The following is a 17,342-nucleotide window of genomic DNA, read 5'->3' as shown; positions in this document are numbered from 1 at the left end:
TCGCAGGGTGCAAAGAATGGCCAATGTCGAGGTAGCCGCAAGTCGCGGTGTTGCCAAGCCTACTCGCGGTAGTACATAATTTGCTACATTGACGGCGTTGGGCGTGGACGAAAAAATCCAACGCCGGCAAGGAAAATGGAGCGGGAGTTCGAGACTCGGTTCCCGCTCGACCGAACAGCACGGGGAAAGGTCCGACTTTCCCCGTTTTTGTTTCAGGGCGCGATGGCAGAGTGGTTATGCAGAGGACTGCAAATCCTTCCACGTCGGTTCGATTCCGGCTCGCGCCTCCAAGTCTTCCACTGCACCTCTCCCGGATCCGTCGTCGCCTTTCTGCAGCCGCGTGATGCGATCGTTGCGGCGGGAGGGATTTTCCTTCCGGGACAGCAGCGCACCTGCCAAATACTGCTCAGTCCTGGGCTTGACGCGCTACCGGGCGCAACTCAGCATGGGGGCGCGCTTCGGACATTCGTCCTCATGAAGGAGGGGCAATGAAATCAGCGACCGTTGCTGCAGTCATCGCGTTGTCGTTTTCCGCCACGCCGGCGAGCGCCGTCCAGTTCCTCTTCGATACCGACCCGTTCGCAGGCAGCGACGCGCCGATCCTTGCCGGAAGGCAGATCGTCGGTGGTCCAGGGCTCCCGCTCAGCTTTTCCACAGCCAGCGATGTGTTCGTGTTCCACACGGGCCGATTCGGAATGAAGACGCTGAGCCTCCATAACGACCTGGCGCCCAACCTGCCGGCCTCGGGCGTGAACGTGGTCGTGTTGCGCACGACGGACAACGATGCCGATCCCTTGACGCCCTTCGGCGCCGGTAACGCAGCGAACCTCATCGCCGACCAGATCACCGAGTCCGCGCCCGGTGTGTTCGTCTACTTCAACAGCGGGCTGAATCTGCCGCGGCTGGTATTCTCGCCCGACTTGAGCGACGACACCGCGGACCTGAGGATACTCGCGCGCATGGCCAACCTGATCGGCCAGCCTGACTCGCTCGCGGCATTCAGTCAAACCAATTTCGCGCTCGTCCCGGAGCCATCCGAATGGGCGTTGTTGCTTGCCGGCCTCGGCCTGGTGGGCGCCGCGTACCGCCGATCGCGCCGGCGCGGGCCGTGACCTAACCCGCCGAAGCGGCGGCAGTCCCCGCAGGCAGGCGCCGGGCGTCCGAATTACCGCGCGCCTGCCTGTCTTCGGCTTCCACGCGCTGTACCCAGCGGCGCACCACCACGGCGAGCGCGATCATCACCAGGATCGCTGCTGCCACCAGCCAGTAGTTGATGCGCGAAGGATCTTCCAGCGCCGCAGCGATCTGGTTGCCGAAAAAGGTGGTCACGAGCAAGCCCGGGATGTTGCCGATCACAATGCCGAGAAGGTATTGCCACGCCCGCAGGCGAACCGCGCCCGACACGACACCGACGACCACGAACGGCGCGACCGGCGCGATGCTGACCGCGATGGACGCGGTCAATCCGCGCCTTCGCAACACCTCGCTGGTGCGATTGAGCCGCTTGCCCGCAATGCGGCGCACGGTATCGCGCGATACGGCGCGTCCGGTGCCATAGGCCACTGCGCCCGACAGGACGAGCCCGGCCATACCGACGGCAAATCCCATGGCCGGTCCATAGGCCACCACCGCGAACAGGGTGAGCAGCGGGCGTGGAAACATCGTGAAGGCGACGGGAACGTAGGCGAGGATCACCACGATCGGCGACCAGCTCACGCCCGCCGAGGCCCGCGCCCATCCCATGACGCGCTCGGCGGTGAACCAGTCGGCGAGCGGCGTATAGCGCCAGGCCAGGAACAAGGCGAGCAGCAGGAGGGCGAACGGGACGATCCTGCTCCACTGCGGCCCGGAACGGCGCTTCTGCGTATCGGGCGAGAAGAGCTCGATCAGCCGATCGAGCGATACCGGCTGCTCGGGATCGGCCACGGCCGCAAGCGCGGCGGTGCCTGCCGGCTCGTCGTCGTCCTCCAGCCGGCGCAGCGTGCGCTGCTCGCATTGCAGCCGTCGAATCGCCGCGTGCATCGAACCCTGCGCTTCGAGCTCGACACGCAGTTGCTGCGGACTCACGCCCAGATGCTCGCTCAACAGCGTATCGCGAAAGCCACGGACGGCAGCTGTCTTTTCCGGATCGGCGCCGGCGTCGACCGTGAGGTCGCATTCGGTATCCACGCCCATCGAGCGATTCGACAGGTTCGCCGAACCGATGCGAAGCCAGCGATCGTCCGTGATCGCGATCTTCGAGTGCACATCGATGCAGGTGGCCTCCTGCAAGCCGGGCGTGTGCGGGTAATAGGCCTCGAAGCATCCCGCCTTGTCGGCCTCGCGCAGCGATTTGACGAGGTGGATGCGCAGTGCCGTCATGGTCGCTTCTTCCAGCCAGCCATGGCTCAGGCGCCGCGTGACGACGGCGATCTCGGGCGGATCGGGCTCGGCCAGGCGTTCGCTCAGCGCGGCTCGGATCGTATCCGAGGTGAAGTACTGATTCTCGAGGTAGACGTAGTGCTTGGCGGCACGAATCATATCCACGTACAGCGCTTCGACTTCGCGCACGCCCTCGGCAGCATCGGACTTCGGGATGGTGCGCGAGATCGCGACATCGACGTCCCGAAACACTGACTCGAGGCCTTCGGGCCAGGCATCGCGATCGGACTGTGCCGCTGGAATGACGTATCGGGTCGCCTTGTGCCAGCGGTCGCGAGCCACGCGCCCCAGTGCCCGCGCCGCTTCGCCATCCACCGCGATCATGGCATCGTGGAATGGCGGGTAGGGGGAACCTTCCACATTGCGCCGCGGATCGTTCGCCTCGTGCCGGCAGGTATCCCAGCGCTTGGTGGTGAGATCGAGCCCGCCGCAGAACGCCACGGTGTCGTCGATCACCACGATCTTCTGATGATGCGAACCGCCGGCGAGGTGCGTATTGTCGTAACGCAAGTGCACGCGCCGGCGTGGCTTCCAGCCCAGGCCGTAGATCGGCCGAGTCTCGCGGTCGGTGCCGAAGATCATGGGATAGTCCCAGATCAACACATAGATGCGCAGCCGCGGCCTGCGGCGGACCAGGTCGTTCAGAAGATCCCCGAGCAGCACCGCCGGCTGAGGCCCGGCCCCATCGAAATCGAGCGGCGTGCGGCTGTCGAAATCCCACGCCAATATGATGATCGAATCGTGCGCATGCTCGGCGGCGCGGGCGAAGGCGCTGAAGTACGATTCGGCGTCCACCAGCGGGGTCGCGCGGGCGGCGCGCGCGACATGCGCGCAGTTACGGCCCGGCGTGAACAGGGCGGAAGATTCGGCTGCCGAAGTATCCATGACTTGGGTCGGATGTGCGTGCAAGGCGCGCGATTGTGTGTTTTATAGCCGGGTATCGCGTTCGAGCCTGCCTATGAGCACCAACCGGGGAGCACCAACCGGGCCCGTCAGCTGGCATCGAGCCAGGATCGATGGCAAGTTGCGCAGTGCCGCCCGCGCCGGCGCGGTTCTGGGCCCGGTGGGTGGGGAGCGTCGCATGCCCGCCAGGTGGGAAGGTTCCTGGTAGGGGAGCGTCGCGTGCCCGCAAGCGGGCACGTGCCCGGGAAGGGGGTGTGGCGCCCTCAGCGGCTTGGCAGCCGCTTGCGTCAATGGTACGGCGTCCAGCCTCCGCCGAGGGCGCTCATGAGATCCACCGTGAAGCCCAGAAAGATCTGGCGGTTGCGCGCTGCGGCGAGCTGCGCTTCGTTCACCGTGCGCTGCGCGTCCAGAACTTCCAGATAGGCCGAATAGCCAGCCTCGTAGCGCATCGTGGCGAGCCGTAGTGCATTGCGCGCCTGCGTCACGCGGGCGGCGAGATCCTGCTCGGCGTCGGCCGCCAGACGCACGTTGGAGAGCGCATCGCTCACCTCGCGAAACGCGTTCTCCACCGTCTGCTCGTACAGGATTGCGGCTTGTCGGGCGCGCGCTTCGGCCTGCTGCGTGCGCGCGGCATAACGGCCGGCATCGAAGATCGGTCCGACCGCTCCCAGGCCGAAGGACCAGATGCCGGCGCTGGCCGTGAGCAGATTCCCCAGCTCGGCGCTCTGCACGCCGAGCGAGGCGGTGAGGCTCAAGGTCGGAAACTGCGCCGCGCGCGCGACACCGATCTGTGCGTTTGCCGCGGCGAATACGGCCTCCGCCTGGCGGACATCGGGACGGCGCTCGAGCAGCGCCGCGGGTAACCCCGCCGGCGGCAACGGCGGCGAGGGCAGGGTGCGCATGTCGCTGCGCTCGGGTTGCAGATCGAGCTTGCCGGTCAGCACGCCGAGCTGATGCACGGCGGCAGCGCGCAAGCGGCGCAGATCCTTGATCTGGGCCGCGACCTGCGCCTGATTGCCCTGCGCCTGGTACACATCGAGGTCCGACACCAGGCCGGCTTGCGCGCGCGCGCGAGCGATCTCGACCGAATCGTCCGCTACCGCCAGCGTCTCGTTCGACACGACCAGTTGCGCATCGAGCGAGCGGACGGTGAAGTACGTTTGCGCGATCGCCGCGCTCAACGCTTGCATGACAGCATCACGGCCGTAACGGCTGGCGAGGAAATCGGCGCCGGCCGATTCGCGCAAACGGCGCAGGCGGCCCCAGAAGTCCAACTCGAAGGAGCTCGTGGCGGCAATGCGGAAATTGTTTCGCACTGCGGGCCCGGCGCTCGATCCGCCGGAGCCGGACGCGGCGCCGGTGCGCTGGCTGGTGCGCGCACGGCCGGCATCGACGTTGCCCTCGATCAGCGGCAGCAGCGTGGCCTGGGCTTCGCGCAGCACCGCGGCGGCTTCCTCGATGCGCGCGCTGGCCAGACGCACATCGGTGTTGCGCACGAGCCCTGCGTCGACCAGCCGATCGAGCTCAGGCTCCTCGTACAAGCGCCACCAGTTGGAGGGGACGCTCGTCAGCGTGCCGCCGGCTTCGGAGGCCTCGGCGTAGCGATCGGGCAGGGCGACTTGTGGACGCTGGAAATCCGGGCCGAGCATGGTGCAGCCCGCGAGCAAGGCGACCAAAGAAACGAACCATTGCGGAGCGAGCCGTTGCGGAGCGAGCCATTGCGGAGCGAGCCGGCGCGGAGCGAACCAATGCGGACCGAGCCGATGCAACCGAATCATCGCGGCTCCTGCAGCGCCTGCGGCGCGGACTCGCTGTCCGGCGCTTCGCCCATCTTGCGCCGGCGCGCGAACACGGTGAAGAAAAGCGGCACGAAGATGGTCGCGACGAAGGTTGCGACCAGCATGCCGCCGACGACGCCGGTGCCCATCGAGCGGCGCGCCGCCGCGCCGGCGCCGCTGGCGATCGCAAGCGGCAGCACGCCGAAGACGAATGCGATCGAGGTCATCACGATCGGCCGGAAGCGCAGCCGCGCAGCCTGCACGGCGGCCTCGACGGGCGCCATGCCGGCGAGCAGCCCCTGCTGCGCGAATTCCACGATCAGGATGGCGTTCTTCGCCGCCAGCCCGATCAGCACCACCAGGCCGATCTGGAAATAGATGTCGTTCTCCATGCCGCGCAGCCAGACCAGCGAGAGCGCACCCAGGACGGCGAACGGAACGGCGAGCACCACCGCCGCCGGCAGCCGCCAGCGCTCGTACAGTGCCGCGAGGATGAGGTACACCATGACGATGGCAAAGCCGAAGGCAAAGATCGATGCCGCGCCCGTGCGCTTTTCCTGGTAGGCCTGCGCGGTCCATTCCATCGTGTAACCGGCGGGCAGCACTTGCGCCGCCACTTGCTCCACGGCCGCGATCGCCTCGCCGGAGCTCACGCCCGGCTTTCCCGCGCCGAGCACCTTGGCCGCCAGGAAGCCGTTGTAGCGCTCGACCTGCTCGGGGCCGACGACGTCGGTCGTATGCAGAAAGGCCTTCAACGGAATCATCTCCCCGGTCGTTTCCGATCGGACGTGGACGCGGCCGAGATCGTCGGGCTGCGCGCGATACGGGGCATCGGCCTGCAACTGCACCCGGTACGTGCGCCCGGACATGTTGAAATCGTTCACGTACAGCGTGCCCATCGTGCTGGTAAGCGCATCGAACACGTCGTTCACCGGAACGCCGAGCGCCATCGCCTGTTCGAGATTCACCTCGACGAGCAACTGCGGCACGCTGGGGCGATAGAACGTATTGATGTTCTGCAGCTGCGGGTGCTCGGAGAGCGCTGCGGTGAACGATTGCACGACCTGCGCAAGTGCGCGCGCGTCCGATCCTGCGCGCGACTGCACATAGAGCTCGAGCCCGCCGGCCGTGCCCAGACCCCGGATCGCCGGCGGATTGAAGCCGAGCACCATGCCATCGGAGAATGTGCGTCCCATCTGCGTGATATCGGCGGCGAGCTGCGGCGCGGTCTTCTCGCGCTCGTCCCAGTCCTTGAGCAGGATGAAGCTCGTGCCCGTGTTCGGTTTGTTGCCTCCGCCGATGAAGCCGCGTCCCGGCACGACGAAGATGTGATCGACCGCCGGCTCCTTGGCAAGCTCCTGCTGCAGCCGCGCGCCGGTCGCCGCCGTGCGCTGCAAGGTTGCGCCGTCGGGAAGATTGATTGCGCTGATCAGGTAGCCCTGATCCTCGGGCGGAACGAAGCTTCCCGGAACGCGCGCGAAGAGCAGCACAGCCGCCGCCACGAAACCCGCGAAAGCGAGCCCGGCCAGCAGGCGGTGCCGCAGCGCGGCGTTCACGAACCAGAGAAAGAGCGCCGTCAGCTTGGCGAAACCCGCGTTGAACGGGTGGAACAGACGCGATTCGTGGTGTCCCGCCTTGAGCAGCAGCGCGCACAGCGCCGGGGTGAGGGTGAGCGCTGTCAGGCCCGAAAGTCCCACCGCGATCGCGACGGTCACGGCAAACTGCTTGTACAGCTGACCGGCAATGCCGCCGAGAAACGCCACCGGGATGAACACCGCGGCGAGCACGAGCACGATGGCGAGCACCGCACCCGATACTTCGTGCATGGATTCTATTGCAGCACGCTTGGCCGGCATCTGCTGCTCGCGCATGAGCCGCTCGACGTTCTCCAGCACCACGATGGCGTCATCGACCACGATCCCGACGGCGAGGACCATCGCGAACAGCGTCAGCGTATTGATCGAAAAGCCGAGCATGTACAGCCCGGCGAAGGTGCCGATGAGCGATACCGGAACCGCGATCATCGGGATGAGGGTCGCGCGCCAGCTCTGCAGGAAGATGAAGACTACCAGCAGCACCAGGACGGCCGCCTCGGCCAGCGTCACGACCACCTCGTTGATGGACGCCTCGACCACGCGCGTGGTGTCGAACGGAATGAGATAGTCGACGCCTGTCGGGAATGCAGTACTGAGCTCGCGCATGCGCGCCTTGACCGCGGCGGAGACCTCGAGCGCATTCGCACCCGTCTGCAGGTATACCGCCATGCCCGCCGCCGGCTTGCCGTCGACGGTGGTGGCGGTATCGTAAGTCCGTGCGCCGAGCTCGACGCGTGCGACATCCTTGATGCGCAGCACGCCGGCGGGACCTCCGGCGCGCACCACGATGTTGGCGAACTCTTCCGCCCGCACCAGGCGGCCACGCGCCGTGACGGTATACGTGATCGCCTGGCCCGGCGGCGCGGGCTCGGCGCCGATCGTGCCGGCGGCGTACTGCTGATTCTGGGCGCGGATGGCATTGGCGATGTCGGTCGGCGTGACGCCGAGGCGCGCCATTCTGTCGGGCTGCAGCCAGATGCGCATCGCGTAGCCGGAGCCGAACAGGTTCACATCGCCCACGCCGGGAACGCGTTTGAGCTCGTCGATGAGGTTGACGGTGGCATAATCGGCGAGATAGACCGCTTCTCGCTCCCCGCTGGGCGAGAGCATCCCTACCACGAGCAGGATGTCGTTCGAGCGCTTGCGCACGACTACGCCGTTGCGGCGCACTTCCTCGGGCAGACGGGGCAGCGCCACTTCGACGCGGTTGTTCAGCTGGAACACCGCCTTGTCGACATCGGTGCCGACCTCGAAGGTCGCAGTGATGCTGATGGTGCCATCGGCCGCGGCGCTCGAGGTAAAGTAGACCATGTTTTCCACACCCGAAAGCTGCTCCTCGATGGGCGCGGCGACGGTCTTGGCGAGCGTCTCGGCGCTCGCGCCGGGATACGTGGCGCTGATGGTGACGGTGGGTGGTGCGATCTCGGGATACTGCGCGACCGGAAGCACCTGCGACGCAACCACGCCCGCGAGCGTAATGATGATCGCGATGACGCTGGCGAAGATCGGCCGCTCGATGAAGAAGCGCGAGAAATTGCCCATGAGCGTCCTATTGACGATCCGGAAAGTGGCTGACACGCCGCTTTCCGCAATACGCTCCCCTCTCCCTTCGGGAGAGGGGTTGGGGGGTGAGGCCGGGAATTCGCGGACCATGGTCCGCGCCGGCCGAACGGCATCGGCCTGCATGCCGATGCGCGCACTGCAAGTGAGGGAGCGAGCGGCCAGTCATTTTGCGGAAGCTCGCTAGCGCGCGCCCGCGCCTTCGGACGATTTTTCGGCAGGCGTTGCAGCCGGTGCGCCGGCCGGCGCGGTTGCATCGGCGGCGCGTGCCTGGACCGGTATTCCCGGGCGCAGTTTGATCAGATTGTCGACGATGACGGCATCGCCGGGCTCAAGACCCCCGGTCACGATCCAGTCGGCGCCGAGCCAGTTGCCGGTGTCGATCGGTTTGGTTGTCGCCTTGCCTTCAGGGCCGATCACCCAGACCATCTTCGTCTGCTCGTTTTGCACCACCGCGGCCTGCGGTACGAGAAACGCTTCCTGCTCGCCTGCGAGGATCCGCACCGGGACGAACTGGCCGGGCAGCCAGCGCCGGTCGGCATTGCGGAATTCCGCGCGCAGTTGCACCGTGCCGAGCTTGGGATCGACGCTGGAGGCGGCAAAATTGAGCCGTCCGTTGCTGGCGACCACCGCGCCTTGCCGATCGAGCAGGTGCACCTGCGCGCGCCGTTGGTGGCCGCGGATGCGCTCGAAGTCGGCTGCCGCCAACGAGAATCGCACCCAGATCGGATCGACCTGGGTGATGGTGGTGAGCAGATCGGTATTCGCCGCCACGAGACTGCCTTCGGAGCGCACCGCGCGGTTGGTGATGCCGCGGATCGGTGCGGTCACGTTGGTATAGGAAAGATTGAGCTTGACCTCGGCGATGCGGGCCTGCGCGCCTTCGATCGCGGCGGTGGATTGCTTGAGGGTCGACACCGCGTCGTCGTACTCGCGCTGGCTGATGGCGCGATTGTCGGCAAGCGACTTCAGACGATCCGCCTCGCGCCGGGCCTGCTCCTGCCGCGCGCGCTCGAGCGCTAGGGCCGCTTGCGCCTGTGCGAGCGCGATCTCGTATTGCGCGCGATCGATGACGAACAGCGTCTGCCCCGCTTTCACCGGCTGGCCTTCGGCGTAGAGGCGCTTTTCCAGGATGCCAGCGACGCGCGCGCGAATCTCGACCTCGCGCGAGCCCTCGGCCTGGCCGACCGCTTCCAGGGCGATCGGCACGCGCCCGCGCTCGACCCGCTTCACCGACACCTGCAGCGGCGGCGAATTGGCCGCGGCCGCGTTGGCGGCAGCAGGTTCCTGCTCCTTCTGGCAGCCGGCGAGCGCGAAAGCCAAGGCGCAGGCTGCCAGCAAGCGGGTTGGGGTCGTAACGGCATGCATGCAGCGGGACTCGCGATGCTTCATCGTTGAAAGGTGGGTATGGACCGACAAGCGGGGCATTATATACAATCTCGAATGTAGGTAAATTTCCATCGGTACAGGATCACCAGCAGCATGCGTCGAACCAAGGAAGAGGCGGAGCAGACCCGCCGCCGGATCATGCAGGCGGCGCTGCGCACCTTTCACCGGCGCGGCATCGCGCGCACGACGCTGGAGCAGGTGGCGCGCGCGGCCCGCGTAACGCGCGGCGCGATCTACTGGCATTTCTCCGGCAAGCAGGCACTGCTGCGCGCGATCCGCGAAGATGTCTCCCTGCCGCTGGTCGATCAGAGCGATTTCACCCTGCTCGACGCTGCCGCCGCCGAGCCGCTCGAGCGGATCGATCGGTTCCTGCGCGACCTGCTCGATGCCGTGGCGAAGGACGAGCACACGCGCCTGGTATTCGCGGTCATGTCGTTTCGCTGCGAGTACGTCGGCGAGCTCGCCTCCGAGCTGGAAGAATACGTGCGCAAGAACCGCAGGCTGTGCAATGCGCTCACGCGCGTTTACCGCCAGGCCCAGCGCCAGGGTGCGGGCTTGAACGGCTTGAGGCCTCGGCTCGCTGCGCTCGATACGCTCGTGTTCCTGGCCGGGCTGCTGCGCCTGTGGCTGCTCGACGAGCACGGCCAACTCGGCATGCGCAGGGCGGCGCGGCTGCTCATCGCCGCGCACGTTAAAGGGCGCCGCGCCGCGGCTCGGCCGGACAAGCGCGCGGCTTCGGCGCTCAGGAAGACAGCCCGGCAAGGCGCATGACAATCCGCAGCAGCAAGGCGATCAGGCCGAGCACTGCCACCCCGGCGAGCCACAGCCCGACGAGCCAGGCGACGCGTTGCCGCCAGATCGGGGAAATGGGGACGCACACTTTTTTTCGCATCGCAAGAAATTGTGTGCGTCCCCATTTAGTGACCATTTAGTGATAGCCCTCGCCGGGGCGCACCTTGCCGCGGAACACCCAATAACTCCAGGCGGTGTAGAAGAGGATGATCGGAACGATGAACAAGGTGCCGATCAGGGCGAAGCCCATGCTGAGCCGCGGCCCGGCCGCATCCCAGATCGAGACCTGGTAGGGAATCACGTTCGGCCAGATGCTGATGCCGAGCCCGAGGTAGCCGAGAAAGATCATGCCGAGCGTGAGCACGAACGGGCTGGCGTGCGCGTCGCGCCGCAGCTCGCGCAGCAGCAGCCAGGTCGTCGCCGCCACCAGCAGCGGCACGGGCGAGAGCCACAACAGGTTGGGAAAGGCGAACCAGCGCTGGGCGATCGATGCCTCGATGAGCGGGGTCCAGATGCTGATGCCGCCGATGAACGCGAGCAGCGCCCAAACGAGATAGCGCGCGATCGATCGCATCTGCGCCTGCAGCGGCCCTTCGGTCTTCATCACGAGCCAGGTCGCGCCCAGCAGCGCGTACGCCACGCACAGGCCGAATCCGCTGAACACCGCGAAAGGCGTGATCCAGTCGAACGCCCCGCCGGCATAGGCGTTGTCGCGCACCGGCACGCCCTGCACGAAGCCGCCCAGCGTGACGCCCTGGAAGAAGGCGGCGACGAACGAGCCGGCGGCGAACGACTTGTCCCATGCGCGCCGCCGGCCGGGCCGGGCCTTGAAGCGGAACTCGAACGCCACGCCGCGGAAGATCAATCCGATCAGCATGAGGATGAGCGGCAGATAGAACGCGCTCAGGATCACCGAGTACGCGAGCGGGAAGGCTGCGAGCAGGCCCGCGCCGCCGAGCACGAGCCAGGTCTCGTTACCGTCCCAGATCGGCGCAACCGTATTCATCATCACGTCGCGATCCGCCTTCTCCGGGAAGAACGGAAAGAGGATTCCGATACCGAGATCGAAACCGTCCATGACGACGTACATCATGATGCCGAACAGGATGACGATCGCCCACAGCAGCGGCAGCAGGTCCATCACGTAGTCTCCATGCCGGGATCGCGCGACGATGGCGCATCGGGGTCTGCAGCGGCCGCTGAGAGCGGCCGCATGGCCTGACGCGGCTGGCCCGGCCCGCCCAGTACCGGCGTCTCGCCCTCGTGCAATTTAGGCCCATGCCGGATGAGCCGGAGCGCGTAGATCGTCCCGGCGCCAAACACGACGAAATAAACGATGACGAACAAGGCGAGCGTCAGGCCGACCTGACCGGCGCCGTGTGCCGATACACCCTGGGCCGTGCGCATCATGCCGTACACCAGCCACGGCTGGCGCCCGATCTCGGTGGTGAACCAGCCGGCGAGGATGGCGACGAGCCCGGCGCTTCCCATCCATGTCGCAAAGCGCAGGAACGCGCGTGAGCGATACAGCCGCCCGCCCCGGCGGAGGCAAACGCTCCACAGGCCGAGCGTGATCATGAGCACCCCCAGCCCGACCATCACGCGGAAGGTCCAGAACACGATGGTCGAGTTGGGACGATCCTCGGGGGGAAATTCCTTCAGCCCGGGGAATTGTCCGTCCCAGGTGTGCGTGAGGATGAGACTTCCCAGATTGGGTACCTCCAGCGCGAAGCGTGTCTGCTCGCGCGCCATGTCCGGCCAGCCGACGAGGATGAGCGGCACCCCTTCCCCGGGCCGGTTCTGCCAGTGGCCCTCGATCGCCGCGAGCTTGGCCGGCTGATGCTCGAGCGTGTTGAGGCCGTGGAAGTCGCCGATCACAGCCTGAATGGGGGCGGTGCAGAAGATCATCCACATCGCCATGGAGAACATCTTTCGCACCGGCGCGGTGTCGTCGCCTCTGAGCAGGTGCCAGGCCGCGGCTGCGCCGACGACGAGCGCCGTGGCGAGATAGGCCGCGGTCACCATGTGCGTGAACCGGAACGGGAACGAAGGATTGAAGATCACTTGCAGCCAGTCGACCGGAACGACCACGCCGTCGACGATCGCGTGGCCCTGCGGCGTGTGCATCCAGCTGTTCGAGGCGAGGATCCAGAACGCGGACACGACCGATCCCAGCGCCACCATGACGGTCGCCAGAAAGTGCAGCCCCGGACCGACCCGGTTCCAGCCGAACAGCATCACACCGAGAAATCCCGCTTCGAGAAAGAATGCCGTCAGCACTTCGTATGCGAGCAGCGGCCCGACGATGCCGCCGGCGACGCGCGAGAATTCGCTCCAGTTGGTGCCGAACTGGTATGCCATCACGATGCCCGACACGACCCCCATGCCGAACGCCACGGCGAAGATCTTGAGCCAGAAGTGATAGAGGTCGCGGTAGACCTCGTTCTTCGTGACGAGCCAGCGGCCTTCGAGCACGGCTAGGTAGCTCGCCAGCCCGATCGTCAGCGCCGGAAAAATGATGTGGAACGAGATCGTGAACGCGAACTGGATGCGGGCCAAAAGAAGCGCATCGAACTCCGGCATGATCGACTCCGACCCTTTACAGGAAGCGCGCGATCGATGATAAACCCAAGGCAAGCATCCATCGGCAGGAATGAAACCGCGGCCTCGGGCATACGATGTGCCTGCTCCGAAAACTTGTTGCGCATCGAATTGCAGGAAGGAATTGTCATGAACAGACGACCTCTCGGCCGCAGCGGCATCGAGATCGCGCCGCTGGTTTTCGGCGGCAACGTCTTCGGCTGGACGGCGGACAAGGCGACCTCGCATGCACTGCTCGATCGCTTCGTCGCAGCGGGCCTCGATGCCATCGATACCGCCGACGTGTATTCGCGCTGGGTCCCGGGCAATCAGGGCGGCGAGTCCGAAACGATCATCGGCGAATGGCTAGCCGCCTCGCCACGGCGCAGGGACCAGGTCGTCATCATCACCAAGGCGGGCTCCGACAAGGGACTGGCCGGCAAGCGCGTGCTCGAGGCGGCGGAAGCATCGCTCAAGCGCTTGCGCACCGACCGCATCGACGTCTACCTCGCCCACAAGCCCGATCCACGCACGCCGATCGACGAGACCTTGCGCGCATTCGAGCAGCTCATGCGGCAGGGGAAGGTGCGCGTGATCGGCTCGTCCAACGACTCGGCCGCGCAACTGCGTCAGGCGCTCGATGTCGCCGCGGGCCAGGGCCTACCCCGGTTCGAAGTGCAGCAGCCCGAATACAACCTGTACGATCGAAGCGGCTACGAGGGAGCGCTGCGCGATCTGTGTATCGCCGAAGGGATAGGAGTCATTACCTACTACAGTCTGGCTTCCGGATTTCTCTCCGGGAAGTATCGCTCGAGCGCCGATCTAAATCTGAGCGTGCGCGGCGCGGGCGTGCGGCGCCATCTCGATGCACGCGGCGTTCGCATCCTTGCCGCGCTCGACGAGGTGGCGCGGGCACACGCAGCCAAACCGGCCGAAGTGGCGCTCGCCTGGCTGATCGCACGAAAAGGCGTGACCGCGCCGATCGCCAGCGCGACCAGCATCGAGCAGCTCGAGAGCCTCGTGCGCGCGACCGAGCTCACGCTGGCGCCGGAAGAAATCGACCGCCTCACCGCAGCCAGTGACTGAGACCCTTCGCACCCGCGTGAGCAGCACCGGCCAGACCGTCACGCTGTCGCCGCGCGATTACGACGCAGTCCTGTTCGACCTGGACGGCGTGCTGACGCAGACCGCGCGTGTGCATGCGGCGGCCTGGAAGCAGCTGTTCGACGCGTTCCTGGAAGACTACGGTCGTGATACCGGGCAGACGTTCGCGCCGTTCGATATCGACGCCGATTATCGTCGCTATGTCGACGGCAAGCCGCGCTATGACGGCGTGCAATCGTTCCTCGCCGCGCGCGGCATCGAGCTTCCTTTCGGCACGGACGACGATTCGTCCGATGCGCGCACCGTGCACGGGCTGGGCAGCCGCAAGGACCAGTACTTCACCTCGCGCCTGGAGCAGCAGGGTGTGCAGACTTACCCTTCATCGATCGAGCTGGTGCATGCGCTGCGCGCGCAGGAGGTGAAGACCGCGGTGGTGTCGTCGAGCAACAATTGCGCGGCGGTGCTGGAGGCGGCGGGCATCGCGCAGCTGTTCGACATTCGCGTGGACGGCGGCGATGTGACGCGCCTGGGCTTGAAGGGAAAGCCCGCACCGGACGCATTCCTGGAGGGAGCGCGGCGGCTGCGCGTCGAGCACGCACGCGCGGTCGTGGTCGAAGATGCGATCGCCGGAGTCGCTGCCGGACGCGCCGGCGGCTTCGGCAGCGTGATCGGCGTGGACCGCCACGGCCAGGCGCAGGCGCTGCACGATGCGGGCGCAGACGCCGTGGTGGCCGATCTCGCCCAGGTGCGCGTTTCGGCCGAGCCGCCCGATGCCTGGACGCTCCTCTACGAAGGCTTCGACCCGGAGTGCGAAGGCATTCGCGAATCGTTGTGCGCGCTCGGCAACGGCTACTTCACTACTCGGGGTGCATTGCCCTGGGTAACGGCGGACGGGACCCATTATCCCGGCACCTATCTCGCCGGGGGCTACAACCGGATGCGAACCGACATCGCCGGCCGGGTGGTCGAGAACGAGGACCTGGTCAATCTGCCCAACTGGCTGGCGCTCGAGCTTCGCCTGGCGGATGAGCCATGGTTCGATCTGGGATCGGTCAAGATCGTCGCGTACCGGCAGGAGCTCGACCTGCGCCGCGGCATCCTGGTTCGGCGCGTGCAGTTCGACGATGCCAAGGGTCGGCGCACGACGCTGGCCGAACGGCGTCTGGTGTCGATGGCGGACATGCACCTCGCCGCGCTCGAGTTGTCGCTGACGGCGGAGAATTGGTCGGGGCAGGCAGCGATACGCTCGGCAATCGATGGGCGCGTGGTCAACGCGGGCGCCAAGCTCTACTCCCGGTTCAACAACAGGCACCTGGTGCCCCTCGCCGCGGAGCAGCTCGGCGACGATTCGGTGTACCTGCTGGTGCGCACCACTCAGTCGCATCTGCACGTCGGGGTGGCGGCACGCACCCAGGCGTTCGTGGCGGACAAACCGATCGTCGCGCACCGAAAGCGTGTCGACGAGCCCGGCTACATCGGCCAGGAACTCGAAATGACATTGGCGCAGGGCGAGACGCTCACGCTGGAGAAGATCGCGTGTCTGTACACCACGCGCGACCGCGCCATCTCCGAGCCCGGTGTCGCGGCGTGCAAGGCCACGGCCCGCGCCAGCCGTTTCGAGGCGCTCGCGGCCGCGCACGCGAACGCCTGGCGGCAGCTGTGGCGGCGCTTCGACCTGCACATGCAGCCCGCCGGCGCCCGCTTCGAGCTGAACGTGCCGATGCTGGCGCGGCTCAACATACTTCACCTGCTGCAGGCGACCTCGCTCAATTCGATCAGTCTCGACATCGGCGTCCCCGCGCGCGGGTGGACCGGAGAGCACTATCAGGGCCACATCTTCTGGGACGAGCTGTTCATCTTCCCGTTTCTCAACTTCCGCACCCCGGAGATCACGCGCTCGCTGCTCATGTACCGCTACCGGCGCCTGGGCGAGGCGCGCGCGGCCGCGCGGGCCGCGGGTTTCGAGGGAGCGATGTTTCCGTGGCAGAGCGGCAGCGACGGACAGGAGGAGACGCAGGAGCTCAACCTCAATCACCGCTCGCAGCGCTGGGTGCCCGACAACAGCTACCTGCAGCGCCACGTCGGGGCCGCCATCGCCTTCAACGTGTGGCAGTACTACCAGGTGAGCAACGACCTCGAGTTCCTGCATTTCCACGGCGCCGAGCTGATCCTCGAGATTGCGCGCTTCTGGTCGAGTATCGCCACCTTCAACGAAGCGCGCGGGCGCTACGAGATTCACGGCGTGATGGGACCCGACGAGTTCCACGAAGGTTACCCCGACGCCCCGCGGCCGGGCCTGTCCAACAATGCCTATACCAACATCATGGCGGTGTGGGTGCTGTGCCGCGCGCTCGATGTGCTCGACCACCTCTCCGACATGCGCCGCGCCGAGGTGATGGCGCAGCTTGCGCTCACGCCGGAAGAGCTCGCGCGCTGGGACGACATCAGCCGCAGGATGTTCGTTCCGTTTCACGACGGCGGCATCATCAGCCAGTTCGAAGGCTACGAGAAGCTCGCCGAGCTTGATTGGGAGCGCTACCGCGCCCGCTACGGCAACATCCAGCGCCTGGACCTGATTCTGGAGGCGGAGAACGACAGCGCCAACCGCTACAAGCTCGCGAAGCAGCCGGATGTGTTGATGTTGTTCTACCTGTTTTCGTCGGAAGCGCTCGGCGAGCTGCTTTCGCGGCTGGGTTATCCTTTCGAGTACGAGACGATTCCGCGCAATATCGCCTACTACGACTGCCGCTCCTCGCACGGCTCGACGCTTTCGCGCGTGGTGCATGCCTGGGTGCTGGCCCGCTCGGATCGGCTGCGCGCGACGCGCTACTTCGCGGAGGCTTTGCAGAGCGACGTGAGCGACATCCAGGGCGGCACGACCGCCGAAGGCATTCATCTGGGCGCCATGGCGGGCACCGTCGACCTGTTGCAGCGCGTGTCGACCGGCATCGAGGTGAGGAACAATGTGCTGCGGCTCGATCCCAAGCTCGCGCGCGGTATCAGGCGGTTCGACCTGCGCATCCGCTATCGCGGCCACACGCTCGACCTGCGCGTGACGGCCGATACGCTGACGGTGCGCGGGCGCGAGCGCGGCCCTGTACCGATTCGCATGGCGCTCGACAACAAGGAGCTCGAGTTCGCCGGCGGCACCCGGGTGTTCCGACTCGATTCGAGCAAACCGGAGGAAGGCGATGCGCCAGCCGGTGAGCTTTTCATGTAG

At 66.4% G+C, this 17,342-nt stretch carries 11 protein-coding genes and 1 tRNA gene; 5 read left to right on the top strand and 7 right to left on the bottom strand.

What is annotated here, in order from left to right:
• The first annotated feature begins 216 nt into the window (after window positions 1–216).
• Window positions 217–290 (top strand) — tRNA-Cys (locus GEV05_07060).
• 198 nt (window positions 291–488) lie between these two features.
• Complete coding sequence (locus GEV05_07055; protein MPZ43142.1) at window positions 489–1,112, top strand: PEPxxWA-CTERM sorting domain-containing protein; 624 nt, start codon at window positions 489–491, stop codon at window positions 1,110–1,112.
• 1 nt (window position 1,113) lies between these two features.
• Here GEV05_07055 and GEV05_07050 read toward each other — a convergent pair whose 3' ends face one another.
• The 4 genes from GEV05_07050 to GEV05_07035 all read right to left on the bottom strand — a co-directional run bounded on the left by GEV05_07050 (window position 1,114) and on the right by GEV05_07035 (window position 9,649).
• On the bottom strand, window positions 1,114–3,306 hold the full coding sequence (locus GEV05_07050) for a phospholipase (GenBank protein MPZ43141.1): 2,193 nt from the start codon (window positions 3,304–3,306) through the stop codon (window positions 1,114–1,116).
• A gap of 305 nt (window positions 3,307–3,611) precedes the next feature.
• Window positions 3,612–5,102, bottom strand: coding sequence for an efflux transporter outer membrane subunit (locus tag GEV05_07045; protein MPZ43140.1), 1,491 nt, complete (start codon window positions 5,100–5,102; stop codon window positions 3,612–3,614).
• Window positions 5,099–8,239: a multidrug efflux RND transporter permease subunit gene (locus tag GEV05_07040; GenBank protein MPZ43139.1), complete on the bottom strand. Its 3,141-nt coding sequence runs from the start codon at window positions 8,237–8,239 to the stop codon at window positions 5,099–5,101. The genes GEV05_07045 and GEV05_07040 overlap by 4 nt, the downstream gene beginning before the upstream one ends.
• Window positions 8,240–8,440: 201 nt before the next feature.
• On the bottom strand, window positions 8,441–9,649 hold the full coding sequence (locus GEV05_07035; protein MPZ43138.1) for an efflux RND transporter periplasmic adaptor subunit: 1,209 nt from the start codon (window positions 9,647–9,649) through the stop codon (window positions 8,441–8,443).
• A 90-nt stretch (window positions 9,650–9,739) separates the two neighbouring features.
• On the opposite strand from GEV05_07035, the gene GEV05_07030 reads away from it, so the two are divergent.
• Window positions 9,740–10,417 carry a TetR family transcriptional regulator gene (locus GEV05_07030; protein ID MPZ43137.1) on the top strand — a complete coding sequence of 226 codons (678 nt, stop codon included), beginning with the start codon at window positions 9,740–9,742 and terminating at the stop codon, window positions 10,415–10,417.
• Here GEV05_07030 and GEV05_07025 read toward each other — a convergent pair.
• The 3 genes from GEV05_07025 to GEV05_07015 are packed head-to-tail and all read right to left on the bottom strand — an operon-like array spanning window position 10,389 to window position 13,021.
• Window positions 10,389–10,538: a DUF2474 family protein gene (locus GEV05_07025; protein MPZ43136.1), complete on the bottom strand. Its 150-nt coding sequence runs from the start codon at window positions 10,536–10,538 to the stop codon at window positions 10,389–10,391. The two genes, GEV05_07030 and GEV05_07025, sit on opposite strands and share 29 nt — an antisense overlap.
• Before the next feature lie 36 nt (window positions 10,539–10,574).
• The gene (gene cydB, locus GEV05_07020; protein MPZ43135.1) at window positions 10,575–11,579 is read right to left on the bottom strand and encodes a cytochrome d ubiquinol oxidase subunit II; all 1,005 of its coding nucleotides are present in this window, start codon (window positions 11,577–11,579) and stop codon (window positions 10,575–10,577) included.
• Window positions 11,579–13,021: a cytochrome ubiquinol oxidase subunit I gene (locus tag GEV05_07015; GenBank protein MPZ43134.1), complete on the bottom strand. Its 1,443-nt coding sequence runs from the start codon at window positions 13,019–13,021 to the stop codon at window positions 11,579–11,581. Before GEV05_07015 ends, cydB begins: the two co-directional genes overlap by 1 nt.
• A 147-nt stretch (window positions 13,022–13,168) precedes the next feature.
• Between GEV05_07015 and GEV05_07010 the strand changes: the two genes are divergently transcribed.
• Window positions 13,169–14,104: an aldo/keto reductase gene (locus GEV05_07010; GenBank protein ID MPZ43133.1), complete on the top strand. Its 936-nt coding sequence runs from the start codon at window positions 13,169–13,171 to the stop codon at window positions 14,102–14,104.
• 16 nt (window positions 14,105–14,120) lie between these two features.
• Complete coding sequence (locus GEV05_07005) at window positions 14,121–17,342, top strand: beta-phosphoglucomutase family hydrolase (protein ID MPZ43132.1); 3,222 nt, start codon at window positions 14,121–14,123, stop codon at window positions 17,340–17,342.

This window comes from Betaproteobacteria bacterium (assembly GCA_009377585.1).
Classification (GTDB): Bacteria; Pseudomonadota; Gammaproteobacteria; order Burkholderiales; family WYBJ01; genus WYBJ01.
The sequence above is the reverse complement of the archived record's forward strand: the minus strand, read 5'-3'. Positions and strand labels throughout refer to the sequence as shown.